General features: G+C 64.9%; 12 protein-coding genes. 3 read left to right on the forward strand and 9 right to left on the reverse strand.

Annotation, left to right across the window (positions count from 1 at the left end):
• Positions 1–74 precede the first annotated feature (74 nt).
• Positions 75–1157, reverse strand: a complete 1083-nt coding sequence (locus tag Q8L25_RS07120) for an AI-2E family transporter (RefSeq protein ID WP_308924191.1) — start codon at positions 1155–1157, stop codon at positions 75–77.
• Positions 1158–1358: 201 nt separating this feature from the next.
• On the opposite strand from Q8L25_RS07120, the gene purM reads away from it, so the two are divergent.
• The gene (gene purM / locus Q8L25_RS07125; RefSeq protein ID WP_308924192.1) at positions 1359–2402 is read left to right on the forward strand and encodes a phosphoribosylformylglycinamidine cyclo-ligase; all 1044 of its coding nucleotides are present in this window, start codon (positions 1359–1361) and stop codon (positions 2400–2402) included.
• A gap of 130 nt (positions 2403–2532) precedes the next feature.
• Positions 2533–3747, forward strand: a complete 1215-nt coding sequence (locus Q8L25_RS07130; protein WP_308924193.1) for an ectonucleotide pyrophosphatase/phosphodiesterase — start codon at positions 2533–2535, stop codon at positions 3745–3747.
• An 11-nt stretch (positions 3748–3758) separates the two neighbouring features.
• On the opposite strand, the gene Q8L25_RS07135 is transcribed toward Q8L25_RS07130, so the two are convergent.
• From Q8L25_RS07135 to Q8L25_RS07170, 8 genes are all read right to left on the reverse strand, one after another.
• Entirely contained in the window at positions 3759–4985 is a 1227-nt protein-coding gene (locus Q8L25_RS07135) for a 6-phosphofructokinase (protein ID WP_308924194.1), read from the reverse strand.
• A 33-nt stretch (positions 4986–5018) separates the two neighbouring features.
• A complete protein-coding gene (locus Q8L25_RS07140; RefSeq protein ID WP_308924195.1) occupies positions 5019–6995 on the reverse strand; it encodes an alpha/beta fold hydrolase in 1977 nt (658 codons plus the stop codon).
• 41 nt (positions 6996–7036) lie between these two features.
• Positions 7037–9124: a prolyl oligopeptidase family serine peptidase gene (locus Q8L25_RS07145; RefSeq protein WP_308924196.1), complete on the reverse strand. Its 2088-nt coding sequence runs from the start codon at positions 9122–9124 to the stop codon at positions 7037–7039.
• 8 nt (positions 9125–9132) lie between these two features.
• The gene (locus tag Q8L25_RS07150; RefSeq protein WP_308924197.1) at positions 9133–9777 is read right to left on the reverse strand and encodes a hypothetical protein; all 645 of its coding nucleotides are present in this window, start codon (positions 9775–9777) and stop codon (positions 9133–9135) included.
• Positions 9778–9876: 99 nt separating this feature from the next.
• A complete protein-coding gene (locus Q8L25_RS07155; protein ID WP_308924198.1) occupies positions 9877–11925 on the reverse strand; it encodes a sodium:solute symporter family protein in 2049 nt (682 codons plus the stop codon).
• Entirely contained in the window at positions 11922–12209 is a 288-nt protein-coding gene (locus tag Q8L25_RS07160; protein ID WP_308924199.1) for a DUF4212 domain-containing protein, read from the reverse strand. The genes Q8L25_RS07155 and Q8L25_RS07160 overlap by 4 nt, the downstream gene beginning before the upstream one ends.
• On the reverse strand, positions 12202–13737 hold the full coding sequence (locus Q8L25_RS07165; RefSeq protein WP_374694241.1) for a sensor histidine kinase N-terminal domain-containing protein: 1536 nt from the start codon (positions 13735–13737) through the stop codon (positions 12202–12204). The genes Q8L25_RS07160 and Q8L25_RS07165 overlap by 8 nt, the downstream gene beginning before the upstream one ends.
• Positions 13734–14441, reverse strand: a complete 708-nt coding sequence (locus Q8L25_RS07170; RefSeq protein WP_308924200.1) for a response regulator transcription factor — start codon at positions 14439–14441, stop codon at positions 13734–13736. The genes Q8L25_RS07165 and Q8L25_RS07170 overlap by 4 nt, the downstream gene beginning before the upstream one ends.
• 206 nt (positions 14442–14647) lie before the next feature.
• On the opposite strand from Q8L25_RS07170, the gene recA reads away from it, so the two are divergent.
• Entirely contained in the window at positions 14648–15754 is a 1107-nt protein-coding gene (gene recA, locus Q8L25_RS07175) for a recombinase RecA (RefSeq protein ID WP_308924201.1), read from the forward strand.
• The last annotated feature ends 5 nt before the right edge of the window (positions 15755–15759 follow it).

The raw sequence follows: 15759 nt of genomic DNA on the forward strand, positions 1-15759 counted from the left end.
GCAGCTGTGCTGGAGCACAGTGAGCATCGCCGGCCGCAAAGCGCGCCGCGCAGTAGCTTATGTCAGGCACTTAGTCACGCATTATAGAAGCTGCTGGCCAAGTAATGGCGTCTTACATGCTTGAAAGCGACCATTAACACAGCGGAAGCGGGCAAAGCGAGCAGTACGCCGACGAAACCGAACAGTTGTCCGAAAGCCAGCAAGGCGAAGATCACGGCCAGGGGATTCAAGCCAATGCGCTCGCCCACCAGGCGCGGCGTCAGGAAAAAGCCTTCGATGACCTGGCCGCAGCCATAGATCACGGCCACCGCCACCACGCCGCTCCAGTCGGCAAACTGCAGCAGGGCGGCGATCAGCGCCAGCACCAGGCCCAGGCCGAAACCCAGGTAGGGGATAAACACCAGCAAGCCGGTGATGATGCCCACCGGCAGCGCCACTTCAAAGCCGGCGATCATCAGGGCGATCGAGTAATAGGCGGCCAGCACCAGCATCACCAGCAGCTGGCCGCGCAGGTATTGCGCCAGCAGGGTGTCGACTTCCTGCGCCATGGCCACCGTGCGGCCGACCCAGCGGCGCGGCACGGCGCCGGCGATGCGCGCCAGCATCGGATGCCAGTCCAGCAGCAGGTAGAACAGCACCACCGGAATCAGCACCACCGTGGCCAGCCAGCCCAGCACGGCCGTGCCGCCGATGCGCGCCGAAGCCAGCACCGTGCTCCAGATCTCGTCGCCGCTGGTGGCCATCTGCTGGCTCAGCATGCGTTTGATGCCGGTGCCGTCCAGGCGCACGCGGATGCCCAGGTCGCGCAGCTTGGGCGCGATCAGTTCGTTTGCCTTGGTGAGAAATTGCGGGATCTGCACCTGCAGCAGCGGGATTTCTTTTTGCAGCACCGGCACCACGATCAGCACCAGGGCCGTGAGCGCCAGGAAAAACAGCATGACGACCAGCAGCACGGCCAGCGGACGCGGCAAGTGGAAGCGCCGGTAATGCAAGCGTTGCAAACGGTCCACGCCCGGATTGAGCATATAGGCCAGCACGGCGGCGGCCAGGAAAGGCGTGAGGATGGGGCCCAGGGTGGCCAGCAACAGCAGCAATGCCAGCCAGACCGCGATCCAAAATGCTGTTTGCTTCTGTTCGGCGGTGATGGCAAAGGGCATGAAGTTTTTTGGTTTTGCGTTAAAAAAAGGCAGTTAATTACAAACTCAGGGGTCAGTTTGATAAAATAGCGGCTTGATCGACCGAATTGACCGGCTGGCGCGCCGCCCGCAAAGGGTTGATGCCCTTGATGCGCGTGCGCGCCAGCCGGTATCCGTGTTCTATTCCGCCTTCCATTTTACCGCCTCCGCTGCCACCACACCATGAACCAGACTTCTAATGTTTCCCTTTCCTACCGTGACGCTGGCGTCGATATCGACGCAGGCGACGCTCTAGTCGAAGCAATCAAGCCTTACGCCAAGCGCACCATGCGCGAAGGTGTGATGGGCGGCCTGGGCGGTTTTGGCGCCATGTTTGAAATCAGCAAGAAGTACAAGGAGCCGGTGCTGGTCTCGGGAACCGACGGCGTGGGCACGAAATTGCGCCTGGCGTTCGAACTGAACCGCCACGACACGGTCGGCATCGACCTGGTCGCCATGAGCGTCAACGATATCCTGGTGCAAGGCGCCGAGCCGCTGTTCTTCCTTGACTACTTCGCTTGCGGCAAGCTCGACGTGGCCATCGCCACCGACGTCATCAAGGGCATCGCCCAGGGTTGCGAACAAGCAGGCTGCGCGCTGATCGGCGGCGAAACGGCGGAAATGCCGAGCATGTACCCGGCCGGCGAATACGACCTGGCCGGTTTTGCCGTCGGCGCGGTGGAAAAAGCCAATATCATCGACGGCACCAGGATCGCTCCGGGCGACGTGGTACTGGGCCTGGCTTCGTCGGGCGTGCACTCGAACGGTTATTCGCTGGTGCGCAAGATCATCGAAGTGGCCAAGCCGGACCTGGAAGGCGACTTCCACGGCCGTAAACTCGCCGACGTGCTGATGCAGCCGACGCGCATCTACGTCAAGCCGCTGCTGGCGCTGATGGCCTCGATGGAAGTGAAGGGCATGGTCCACATCACCGGTGGCGGCCTGGTGGAAAACATTCCACGCGTGCTGCAGCCTGGCCTGGTTGCCGAGCTCGATTCGAAAGCGTGGACCATGCCACCGCTGTTCACCTGGCTGCAACAGCATGGCGGCGTGGCCGACGCTGAAATGCACCGCGTGTTCAACTGCGGCATCGGCATGACGGTGATCGTGTCGGCCGACAACGCCGCCGCCGCCATCGCGCAGCTGCAAGCGGCCGGCGAGACCGTCTACACCATCGGCACCATCCGTGCGCAAGTAGGCGACGAGCACCAGACCATCGTTATTTGAGTTCCAGCCTGATACCTGGACTGGCAGCATGAAAAAAAGCGGATCGCGCCCTGGCGTGGTCCGCTTTTTTCATGGCTGCGTCATATTTATTTTCTACAATATCGGCTCACGTATTTTTGCAGGTATCCGCATGTTCATCAAACAACTCGCCAGCGCGCTGCTGCCATTGTGCCTGCTCGCTGCCGCCGGCCATGCCGTGGCCCGCAACCCTGTCATCCTGGTGTCGATCGATGGTTTTCGCGCCGATTACCTCGAGCGCGGCGTCTCGCCCACGCTGAACCAGCTGGCCGCCGGTGGCGTGCGCGCCGAGGCCATGCGCCCGTCTTTCCCCTCGGTCACTTTTCCGAACCACTACACGCTGGTGACAGGTTTGCGTCCCGATCATCACGGCCTGGTGGACAACACGATGCTGGACCCGGCCATACCGGGCGAGCGATTTACCTTGAGCAATAACGCAGCCGTCGCTGACCGCCGCTGGTGGGACCAGGCCGAGCCTGTCTGGGTAACGGCCGAACGCAACGGCCTCCGCAGCGCCACCATGTTCTGGCCCGGCTCGGAAGCGGCCATCCACGGCGTGCGTCCCAGCGTCGCGCCGCGCTTCGATGGCAAGCTGCCGGCCAATGACCGCGTCGACCGGTTGCTGTCCTGGCTCGACGGTCCGCCTGACGCCTTGCCGGGCTTTATGACCTTGTACCTGGACGATGTCGACCATGCCGGGCATACCCATGGCCCGGATGACGAGCACACGACGCAGGCGGTGGCGCACGTGGACCAGGCGCTGGCCCGCCTGATGCAAGGGCTGGCCAGCCGCCACCTGAACCCGAACCTGGTGATCGTGTCCGATCATGGCATGGCGCCCTTGAGCCGCGAGCGCGTGATACGCATGGATGCGCTGGCGCCGGAGAACAGTTATCGCGTTACGGCCAGCGGTCCGTACGCATCGTTCGATGCCGTGCCGGGACAGGAAGCGGCGCTCGATGCGGCCCTGCTGCGGGCGCACGAGCACATGCAGTGCTGGCACAAGGCCGATATTCCGGCGCGTTTCGTGTATGGCAGCAACCCGCGCGTGCCGCAGTATCTGTGCCTGGGCGAGCCGGGCTGGGCGCTGGTATTCAACGAGCGCGGCGCGGCCCGCGTGAAAGGCGGCGGCCATGGCTATGACAATATGGCGCCGGAAATGCGCGCCATGTTCATCGCCAGCGGCCCCGCGTTCAAGCCGGGCGTGGTGCTGCCGGCATTTGACAACGTCGACGTCTATCCATTGCTGATGCGTTTGCTGGAGTTGGCGCCGCTGCCGTCCGATGGCGAGATCACGCCCCTGCTGCCGGCCTTGCAGCAGCAGTGACACCGCGCCGCTCAGGGCTGGAGGATCTTCGCCACCTTTGCGCAGCGCAGCCGGAACGCGTCCGGCATCTTTGAGCCCAGCAGCGGGCGCAGGTACAGGCGAAAAGCGTCCGTCACATCGGTGCCGCTTTCACTGATGAATTCGTCTTCCATGGTGCGCGTCTTGCCCGCCACCTCCGTCAAGGGCAGCAGTTCGTAGTCGACCGAGTAATAGCCGGTGCGCTTGATGGCAACCGACCCGTCGCGGTCGCCCCACATCGCGTATTGCACCGCCTTCTCCCCCACCTCGCGCGCTTCGCGCTGGTCGACGTCCGACACGCAGCCGATGAACGAGCGCTGCAGATAGCCGAAGGTATCGCCGCGCACGCGCTTGATGCCCAGCCTGGCCTTGATCTCGTCGCACAGCAGGTCGGCCAGCGCGCCGGTGCCCGACAATTGCACATTGCCGTGGGCGTCGCGTTCGACTTCGCTGCCTGTCTTTTTGGCCAGCAGGCTGGCGATCGCCTCGCCCGACGCATCGTGGATGCCTTCGGAGACGGCGATCACGCAGCGGCCATGTTTTTCATAAACGGCCTTGACGTCGGCCAGGAACTGTTCCAGCACAAACACCCGTTCCGGTACGTAGATCAGGTGCGGCCCGTCGTCCGGGAACTTCTTGCCCAGGGCCGAGGCGGCCGTCAGGAAGCCGGCATGGCGGCCCATCACCACGCCGACATACACGCCGGGCAGGGCGGCGTTGTCGAGGTTGGCGCCGGCAAACGCCTGCGCCACGAAACGGGCGGCCGACGGAAAGCCCGGCGTATGGTCGCTGCCGACCAGGTCGTTGTCGATGGTCTTCGGGATATGGATGCAGCGCAGCGGATAGCCGGCCTTGTGCGCCTCTTCGCTGACGATGCGCACCGTGTCGGACGAGTCATTGCCGCCGATATAAAAGAAGTGTTCGATCTCGTGCGCGCGCAGCACCTGGAAGATCTGCTGGCAGTAGGCGATGTCGGGCTTGTCGCGCGTGGAGCCGAGCGCCGACGATGGCGTGGCGGCCACCAGTTCCAGGTTGTGGCTGGTTTCCTGCGTCAGGTCGACGAAGTCTTCATTGATGATGCCGCGCACGCCGTGCAGGGCGCCATACACGCGCGTGACGTGCTGGAAGCGCCGCGATTCCAGCACCACGCCCACCAGCGACTGGTTGATGACGGCGGTGGGGCCGCCACCTTGCGCAACAAGAATTTTTCCGGACGGCATAGGATCTCCTGGCAAGTAACACGGTCCTCCAGCCTACTCCTTTTTGGCCGCCGCGCCCTGTTTTCCGATATGCCGGTCGAGGAATCGTTCGGCCCGGGTCCAGAAATCGATGCGGTTCTTCGGCAGCGACCAGCCGTGCCCTTCTTCCTCGTACACCACCCATTCCACCTGCGGGTTATGTTGCTTGACGGCTGCGTGGAACTGCTTGCCGTGGTACAGCGGCACGCGCTTGTCGAGCGCGCCATAGGCCAGCAGCAGCGGCTGGGTGATGCGCGCGGCCTGGGCGATCGGCGAGGTGGCCTTGAACTGGGCCGCGTCCTTGACCGGGTCGCCGATCAGTTCGGGCATGCCGTACTGTTTCCAGTCGTCGCTCATGTCGGAGGCGAAACTCCAGTGACCGGTATACAGCAGGCCGATATCGGTCACGCCCACCAGGTCGATGCCGCAGCGGTACAAATCAGGATCGTTGACCAGGCCCATCAGGGTGGCATAGCCGCCATAGCTGCCGCCGGCGATGCAGATGCGCTGGCCATCGGCCACGCCCTGTTTGATGGCCCAGCGCGCGCCGTCGGCGATATCATCCTGCATTTTCAGGCCCCATTGCTTCCAGCCGGCATGGAAATGCTTGCTGCCAAAGCCGGTGCTGCCGCGGTATTCGGGTTCCAGCACGGCGTAGCCGCGCGAGGCCAGGAACTGCACTTCGCTGTCCCACTGCCAGGACGTGCCGCGCACATACGGGCCGCCGTGCACCAGCACCACCAGCGGCAGGTTCTTGCCATCGCTGTTGACGGGCACCGTCAGCCAGGCCGGGATCATCAAGCCGTCGCGCGCCGGGTAATGCACCAGCTTTTGCTGGCTCATCTGCGCCGCCTTGATGCGTGGCAGGGAGGCGCCGATGGCGGTCAGCTGCCCGGTTTCGCTGTTGAGCAGGGAAAAGCTGACCGGCTGCACGTCGGCATACGAGGCCACCACCATGAAGGGCGTCGCCGCCCTGGGCGCGACCGAGATCAGGTTGACGGTCTGCGGCAGCGCGGCGTCGATGCCGGCCTGGGTGGCGGCCATTGCCGGGTCGAACCAGCGCGTGGCGCGCCGCTCGGCCAGGTAGCGCAGGCCCAGCAGCTTGTCCTTGCCGACCAGCAGGCTGCCGCTGAAATCGTAGCCATCGAGCGCCATCACGGGCGTGGCGTCGATGCGGTTGGCGGCCAGGTTGTAGGGGTACAGATTCAGCGTGTCGCCACCGATGCGGGCGCTCACATACAGGGTGCCGTCGGGACCGAAGGCGAGCGGCGTAAACGCCTCTTTACCCTTCAGGTAGGCATCGAATTGCGCCAGCTGGCGCCAGGCGCCGCTGGCTGGCTCGCGGTACAGGATGGTCTCGATATTGCGCACTTTGGTGACGGCGATGCGCGGCTCGCCAGTCTGGTCCAGCAGCCAGCGGCGTACCTTGCCGGGCGGCGCCACGGCCGTGCTGCGGCCGGTGACGGTGTCGAGCCGCAGCAGGGCCGTGTAGTCGACTTCGCGCGTGGCCGTGTAGACGGTGCTGGTCACATAGATGACGCTGGAATCTTGCGCGCCGCGCTGGCCCGTCAGCCAGGTATGCCAGGGCAGGGGCTTGTAGACCGAGGTCGAGAGGTTGGGCGCGAAGCTGCGCTCGGCCAGTTGGCGAAAATCGCTGCCGTCGCGGTTGACGGCGTACAGGCCGGGGGCGTAGCGCCGCTCGCCGGGCGCCGTCTGGTAGTCGCGCGTGGACAATACCAGGCGCTCGGGATTGACCCATTCCACATCGCCCACGTCGACGTCGTCAAACTGCGCCACCACCTTGATGCTGTTATTGGCCAGGTTGACCACGGCCAGGCGCTCGCGCCCGTTCGGTCCCAGCACCAGCACGGCCAGGTGGCGCGCGTCGGGCGACAGCTGCACGTCGCTGAATTCGGGGTTGGCAAAGAAATCGGCAATCGGCGGCGCGGAGTGCGCGCCGGCGTGCGTGGCGGCGAAAAAAACGGCCGCCATGGCGGAGAATAAAAAACGGGATAGATTCATCGGGGACAAGGTCAGGGGTGGGCGGGGGCATTGTGGCGCGCCAGGAACTGTTCCACGCGCTGCCAGAAGTCGATGCGGTTTTTCGTCAGGCGCCAATCCTGGCCTTCGTCGTCATGGCGCAGCCATTGCGCGTCCGGGTTGCCTTGCCGGATCGCCTGGTACAGCGCGTAGGCGTCGGACAATGGCACCACATGGTCGCGATAGCCATGCGCCAGCAGCAGCGGCTGGGTGATGTGCTGCGCCAGGTAGCGTGGCGAGGTGGCGCGCAGGCGGGCGGCGTCACGGCGCGCGTCGCCAATCTGGCTGGCGGCCGGATAGCGGTCGTAGCCTTCGTAGAGCGTGGCGCCGACGCGCCAGCGGCCATCGGCGATGGCGGCCAGGTCGGTGGCCGCGGACCAGGCCACGCCACAGCGGTACAGGTCGCCATCTTTCGCCAGCCCCATCAGCGCCGCATAGCCGCCGTAGCCGGCGCCGATGATGCACACCCGTTGCGGGTCGGCTATGCCCTCGGCGACAGCCCAGCGCACGCCGTCGGCCAGGTCGTCCTGCATGGCCAGGCCCCATTGTTGCCAGCCGGCCCGGAAGTGCGCGGCGCCCAGGCCCGTGCTGCCGCGGTAATCGGGTTCCAGCACGGCGTAGCCGCGCGAGGCGAGGAACTGGCTGGCGCCCTGCCAGCCTGGCGTGCTGCGCTGCCACGGGCCGTCATGCACGAACAGGATCAATGGCAGCGCACTGCGCGGCCCGGTGCGGGGCAGGGTCAGCCAGGCGGGAATGCGCAGGGCGTCGCGGGCGCGGTAATGGCGCAACTGCCTGCCGGCCATGCGCTCGGCATTGACGGCCGGGCGCGACCTGGCCAATGGCGTCAGCTGGCCGGTGTCGCGGTGAAAGATGCGGTAGATGGCCGGTTGCGTATCGGACCAGCTGGCCACCAGCACGAACGGGGTGCTGCTGCGCGTGCCCACGCTCACGGTATTGGTGGTGGCCGGCAGCAGGGCGTCCACGTGGCGCTGCACGGCTTGCATGTCCGCGTCCAGCCACAGAGTCACCTCGGTGTCGGTGGTGTAGCGTATTCCCAGCAGGGCGGTATCGCTGCGCAGCATGCTGGCGTCGATATCATGGTCGGGTGAGGAGACGAGCGGCTGCGCGTCGCGCTGCCGGGTGTGCAGGTCATAGCGGTACAGCGCCGCCTTGTCGCCGCCGTTCCTGGCGGTGACATACAGGCTGCCGTCCGGCGCCAGAAAGGCCGGCTCGAAGACATCGGGATCGTCGCTGCGCGGATCGAATTGCGCCAGCAATTGCCACTGTTCCGTGCCGGGCATGCGCCAGTACACCAGGTTCTGGCCGCCTTGCTGCGCGGTGGCGATGCGCGCCTGGCCGCCGTGGTCGTACAGCCAGTAGCGCACATGCGCGGGCGCGTCGACCAGCGCGTAGCTGCCACTGACGCTGTCGACCCGCCACAGCGAGGCCGTGTGCACGGCGCCGAATTCGCCGCGCCCGACCTGCAGCGCAAACATGCCGTTGCCGCGCTGGTCGCCGATGCTGTCCATCAGCACGGTGTTGTAGGGTAGCAGTGCACGGCCTGCTTTTGCGTGCGTTTCACCTTGCATGGGCTTGAGGTCGAGGATCTGCGATTCGCCGCCCCTGCCTGCCGCCAGTCGTTGCGGCGCCTGCATGCGGGTGGCCAGCTGGCGCAGGGCGCCGCCATCGCTGTCGACCGCGTACAGGCCGGAGCCATACCGCGTCGGTGCGCCTCCCAGCGCGCGGTCGGTCAGCCGAAACGCCAGGCGCGTGTCATTGACCCACAGGAAGTCGCCAATATCGGCGTCACGGAAGGCCGCCACTGTGGTGCTGCGCATGCTGGCCAGGTCCAGCACCGCCAGGCGTTCATGGCCTTCGGCCGGCGTGACGCGCATGGCCAGCTGGCGCCCGTCGGGAGACAGCGTGGCGCCACTCAGCGAGGCTGGTTCGAAAAACTGTTCGACCGTCATCAGGGCAGTGACGTGCACCGTGGGCGGGGCTGGCGCCTGTGCGGCGGCAGGACGGATGGCGCACAGGGCCAGCGCCGCCAGCAGGGCCGCGCGCATGATGGACCTTGACATCGCATGCGTCATTGCGCGGCTTGTCTACCTATGCAGCGTTGCAAGAGCTTCTCGGCGCGCGTCCAGAAGTCGATATTGTTTTTCGGCAACGCCCAGCCATGTCCCTCTTCCTGGTAGACCACCCACTCGACATCGCGGTTGGTCTTGCTGACGGCGTCGCGCAAGGCGCGGCCGATATGCGAGCCGGTGGCGGTCCGGTTGGTGGACGTATTGCTGGCCAGCTGGCGGTAGTTGCTGCCATCGAGATTGATCGCATACAGGCCGGGACCGTGGCGCACGTCTCCCTCGGCGATATTGTGGTCGGCCACGCTGTAGACGATGCGCTGGTCGTTGACCCAGGCGATCTGGGCGATATCGGCGTCCTCGAACGAGGTCAGGCCGCTCACTTTCATGCCGGCCAGTTCCACCGTGTACAGCTGCACCCGTCCGCCCTTGGCGCTGACCAGCACGGCCAGGTGGCGCCCGTCGGGCGACATCACGGCGCCGCTGAAGGTGCTGTTGTTGAAAAAATCGCCGATCGGAATGGGGGCGTTGCTGGCGGTCCTGGCGGCGGTGCCGGCATGGGCCGGCAGGCTGGCGCAGGAGAGCATGAAAAGGGGACCGAGTGCCAGGGTGCTGAGTGCTGCGGTGAAACGGGCCAGGCTGGACTGCATGAATACTCCTGTCGAGAATGCCAAATATGGTATTTATTTTGATATTATTTCTCTCAGGATAACATTTCGGTGTGCATTTGACCAGCCCGGCCAAGGGGGTTATTCCGGCGCGCGGATATGGTCGACCAGCCCGGTGCTGCGCCGGCCCGGCGCCGGCGTCAGCAGGCTGACCAGCACGGCGGTCAGCATGCCGGCCGGCATGCCGAAAATGCCGGCGGCGATCGGCGCGATATGGAACCACTGGCCGGCCGGCCCGCCGCCCAGCATCGGGCTGGTCTGCAGCATGTAGTACAGGCAGACGCCAAAGCCGGCCAGCATGCCGGCCACGGCGCCGTGGTGGTTGGCGCGTTTCCAGAACACGCCCAATACCAGCGCCGGGAACAGGGTCGAGGCCGCCAGCGAAAAGGCGATGCCGACCAGCGATAAAATATCGGCCGGCTTTTGCGAGGCCGCATAGGCGGCGATAAAGGCGACGGCCAGCAGCAGCAGTTTCGAGATCGTCACGCGCTTCTGGGTCGAGGCGGTCGGGTCGACCACCTTGTAATAGATGTCGTGCGACAGGCCGTTGGAAATGGCCAGCAGCAAGCCGTCCGCCGTCGACAGGGCGGCGGCCAGGCCGCCGGCCGCCACCAGGCCCGAGATCACATACGGCAGGCCGGCGATCTCGGGCGTGGCCAGCACCAGCACGTCGGCATCGATGGCAATTTCCGCCAGTTGCACCACGCCGTCGCGGTTGACGTCGACGATGCTGATCAAGGGGCTGAGCTTGTCGACATTGGCCCAGTACGAGACCCACGTCGGCAAGTGCGCATATTGGGTGCCGACCAGGGCCGAATAGATATCGTATTTGACCAGCACCGCCAGCGCCGGAATGGTGAGATAAATCAGCAGGATGAAGAACAGGGTCCAGAACACCGAGACCCGGGTTTCATGCACGGACGGCGTGGTGTACGAGCGCATCAGGATATGCGGCAGCGCGGCCGTGCCCAGCATCATGCAGAACACCAGGGCCAGGAAATTGTTGCGTTTGATATCGGATTGCGCGCGGTCGGGGGCGGGAAACGGCTGCGCATGCGGCGTGATCGGCTCGGCCCGCTTCAAATTCAGGGCCAGCGCCGACTGCCACACGCCGCGCGCCTCTTCCGGGCTTTTCGGATAGGCGATCAGGGCGCGCTCGGCGCTGCGGATGTCGAACAGCGAGGCATTGCGCTTGCGCAGGATATCGAGCTGGCGCTGGGCCGCCAGCCGGCCCGCCTCCCACGAGGCCGGCAAGCCGTCGAGGTCAGCCTGGTAGTTGCGCGCGCGCTGGGCGTAGATGTCGCGCACCTCCCGCTCTTTCGGGTCCTGGTCCAGCACGTGCTCGCGCGCGCTCAGCTGCGTCAGCACCTTGCCGTAGGCGATCTGCGGCACCGGATTGTCGGCATGTTTTACGGACAGCCACATGGCGGGAATCAGGAAGGCCACGACGATGATGATGTACTGCGCCACCTGGGTCCAGGTAATGGCGCGCATGCCGCCAAGAAAAGAACAGACCAGGATGCTGGCCAGGCCGAGGAAAATGCCGACCGAAAAATCGACGCCCGTAAAGCGCGAGGCGATCAGGCCGACCGCGTAAATCTGCGCCACCACATAGGTGAACGAGACCACGATGGTGGCGGCCACGGCCAGCACGCGCACCGGCGCGCCACGCCCGCCCGGCCCGCCCGCATAGCGCGCCGCCAGGAAATCGGGAATCGTGTACTGGCCGAATTTGCGCAGATACGGGGCGATCAGCAGCGACACCAGGCAATAGCCGCCGGTCCAGCCCATGATGAAAGCCAGGCCGTCGAAACCGTTCAGGTACAGCCCGCCGGCCAGGCTGATGAAGCTGGCCGCCGAGATCCAGTCGGCGGCGGTGGCCATGCCGTTGAACAGGGCCGGCACGCGCCGCCCCGCCACATAGTATTCGGTGACGTTCGAGGTGCGGCTGATGACGCCGATGGTGGCGTACAGGGTGATGGTGGCGAACATGAACAGATAGCCGATCCACACGCGCGACATGCCTTCCTGTTCCAGCACCGTCAGGGCCAGCAGGAAAGCGGCAAAGCCGGCCGAAAACAGCAGGTAATAGCGCGACAGGCGCCTGAAGAAACTGCGTGGCGCGCTCATGGCGACTCTTCCGCCTGGCACCGCTGGTCGAGCCGGCGCATGCGCCAGGCATAGCAGCCGATGATGGCCAGATACACCAGCGAGGCGCCCTGGGCCGCCATGTAAAACGGCAGCGGCCAGCCGAACAGCTGCAAATGCAGCAGTTCGCGCGCGTAAAACACGGTCAAAAATCCCGTCAGCAGCCACACCAGCAGCAGCACCGCCGTCAGGCGCTGCGTGGCTTGCCAGTGCGCGGCGCGGCGCGCCAGCAGAGCGGGGCTGGGCGCTGGCTTGAGCTTATCCATACGTGATGTCGTCCTCGGGCGGGGTTTCCGGCGGCAGCAGGGCGATCGACAGGCGCAGCAGGGTGCCCGGCAACTTTGGCGTGTGCGCGCGCGGATTGTGAAAGATGTCGACCTCGGCACCGTGCTGTTGGGCAATTTCGCGCACGATGGCCAGGCCCAGGCCGCTACCGTCGACATTGCTGCCAAGAATGCGGTAAAAGCGTTCGAACACATGGCTGCGTTCGGCCTGGGGAATGCCGGGGCCGGTGTCCTCCACTTCCAGGATGGCTTGCTCCGGTGTGCTGCGCACGCGCACCGTCACGCTGCCCCCGGCCGGCGTATAGCGCAGCGCGTTGTCGATCAGGTTGCCCAGCAGTTCGCGCAACATCATCGGATTGCCGGAAATCATCACCGGTTCTGCCGCCTGTTCGAAGCCCAGGTCGATCTGCTGGGCAAACGAGGCTTGCACCCAGTCCTGCACGACGGTGCGCGCCAGCTCGCTCAGTTCCAGCGCCTCGAAGGCCGTGCCCGCCTGCGGCTGGTTTTCGGCGCGCGCCAGGGCCAGCAGCTGGTTCACCAGGCGCGTGGCCGCTTCCGAGCTTTTCGCCAGTTGCAGCAAAGAGCGGTGGATCTCGTCGTGGTCGGTCTGGCGCAGGGCCAGTTCGGACTGCATGCGCATGCCGGCCAGCGGCGTCTTCATCTGGTGGGCGGCGTCGGCGATAAAGCGCTTCTGCATCTCGATCGACAGCGACAGCCGCGACAGCATGTCGTTGAGCGAGCCGACCAGCGGCGTGATTTCCTCGGGCACCTGGCCCGAATCGATCGGAGACAGGTCGTCGGGCGGGCGGGCCCGTATGCGTTCCTGCAACTGCGCCAGCGGCGATAGGCCGCGCGACAGCGCAAACCAGACCAGTGCCAGGATGACGGGCAAGATGATGAATTGCGGCAAAATCACGCCCTTGATGATTTCATTGGCCAGCTGGGCCCGTTTTTCCAGGGTCTCGGCCACCTGCACCAGCGCGCGCTCGCCATCGTCGCCGCCGTCGGGCGTGTCGATATACGAAAAGGCCACGCGCACCGGCGTGCCGTGCACGGCGTCATTGCGGAACAGCACCGTGCCGCTACGGTAGCGCTCGGCATCCTGCGGCGGCGGCAGGTCGCGGTCGCCGGCCAGGTAGCGGCCCTGCTGGTCGAGCATCAGGTAATACACGGCGTCGACATCGTCGCCGCGCAGCGCCTCGCGCGCATTGCCGCCGGCGCGGCCGGGCAGCTGGCCTGCCGCTTGGGTGCCGTCGGCCAGCTTGAACTGCTGCACCAGCATGGTGACATTGTCTTCCAGCGCATGGTCGAAGGGCTGGTTGGCGATGCCCTTGGCCACCAGGTAGGTGATGGCGATGCTCATCGGCCACAGCAGCAGCAGCGGCGCCAGCATCCAGTCGAGGATCTCGCCGAACAGCGAATGCTGGATGGTTTCATCCTGCTCGCTGGTGGGCGGCTCGTACCAGTCGTCTTCGTCCAGCTCGTCGGCTGGCGCTCCACCTGGCTTCACTTGCTGGCGTCGCCGCCGTCCAGCGGCACGCGCGCTTCCGTGTATTTTTCCAGGCAGTAACCCAGGCCGCGCACGGTGGCGATGCGCACGCCGCCCACCTCGATCTTCTTGCGCAGCCGGTGCACATACACTTCGATGGCGTTGTTCGACACTTCCTCACCCCATTCGCACAGGTGGTCGACCAGCTGTTCCTTCGAGACCAGGCGGCCGGTGCGGCCCAGCAAAATTTCCAGCAAGCCCAGTTCGCGCGCCGACAGGTCGATCATCTGCTCGTTGATATAGGCGCTGCGCCCGACCTGGTCATAGCTGAGCGGGCCGTGCCTGATCACGGTGGCGCCGCCGCCGGCGCCGCGGCGGGTCAGGGCGCGCACTCTTGCCTCCAGTTCGGACAAGGCGAAGGGCTTGGCCATATAATCATCGGCACCGAGATCGAGGCCGTTGACTCTTTGCTCGATGGAATCGGCGGCCGTCAGGATCAGCACCGGCAGCAGCGAGGCGCGCGCGCGCAGGCGGCGCAGCACTTCCAGGCCGCTCAATTTCGGCAAGCCCAGGTCGAGGATCAGCAGATCGAATTCCTGGGTGGACAGGGCCGTATCGGCTTCCTGGCCATTCTTGACGCAGTCGATGGCATAGCCGGACTGGCGCAGCGAACGGGTCAGCCCGTCGGCCAGCACGCTGTCATCTTCGGCAAGTAAAATACGCATGGCAGATTCCTAAGCTTGCGACATCAGAAGTGTGTATTGTGTTTCATTTTGCGCAAGGTGGCGAATATTTATGAAAAACCCGCCTTGTAATGATCTGTTTCAAATCAAATGCACGTTCCGCTTGCATTAAGCACTGTTTTTTTATACAGTAGTGTCTGTGATGAATTTAACCTACCCCACGCGCCAGTTCGGGCTGAAAGAACAAAATGGACGATAAAAGAGCTGTAGTACCCGCATCGGAAAAAGCCAAGGCGCTGGCCGCCGCGCTGGCACAGATCGAGAAGCAGTTTGGCAAAGGTTCGGTCATGCGCATGGATGCCAGCGCACCGATCGAAGAAGTGCAAGTCGTGTCGACCGGTTCGCTCGGCCTCGATATCGCGCTGGGCGTGGGCGGCTTGCCGCGCGGCCGCGTGGTGGAAATCTACGGTCCCGAGTCGTCGGGTAAAACCACGCTGACCCTGCAAACCATCGCCGAAATGCAAAAACTGGGCGGCACCTGCGCCTTTATCGACGCCGAGCACGCACTGGACGTCGGCTACGCCCAAAAGCTGGGCGTGAACCTGCACGAACTGCTGATCTCGCAACCGGACACGGGCGAGCAGGCGCTGGAAATTTGCGACGCCCTCGTGCGTTCGGGCAGCGTCGACCTGGTGGTGATCGACTCGGTGGCGGCGCTGACGCCACGCGCCGAGATCGAAGGCGACATGGGCGACTCGTTGCCAGGCCTGCAGGCGCGTCTGATGTCGCAGGCGCTGCGCAAGCTGACCGGCTCGATCAACCGCACCAATACCCTGGTCATCTTCATCAACCAGATCCGCATGAAGATCGGCGTGATGTTCGGCAGTCCGGAAACCACCACCGGCGGCAATGCGCTGAAATTCTACGCTTCCGTGCGCCTGGATATCCGCCGCACCGGCTCGATCAAGTCGGGCGACGAAGTGATCGGCAACGAAACCAAGGTCAAGGTCGTCAAGAACAAGATCGCGCCACCGTTCAAGGAAGCGCACTTCGACATCCTGTACGGCGCAGGCACCTCGCGCGAAGGCGAGATCCTCGATCTCGGTTCGGACGCGAAGATCGTCGAGAAATCCGGTTCCTGGTACAGCTACAACGGCGAACGCATCGGCCAGGGCAAGGACAACGCCCGCGCCTTCCTGCAAGAGCGCCCGGCACTGGCGCGTGAAATCGAAAACAAGGTACGCGCCTCGCTGGGCGTGCGCGAACTGCCGCCGCTGGCCGCTGAAAAGCCTGAAAAAGCCGATAAAGCCGCCGACAAGGCCGCCAAGGCTGCGGAAGCCAAAGCTGCCGAATAAAGTGG

It is taken from the genome of Janthinobacterium sp. J1-1, from assembly GCF_030944405.1.
Classification (GTDB): domain Bacteria; phylum Pseudomonadota; class Gammaproteobacteria; order Burkholderiales; family Burkholderiaceae_D; genus Janthinobacterium.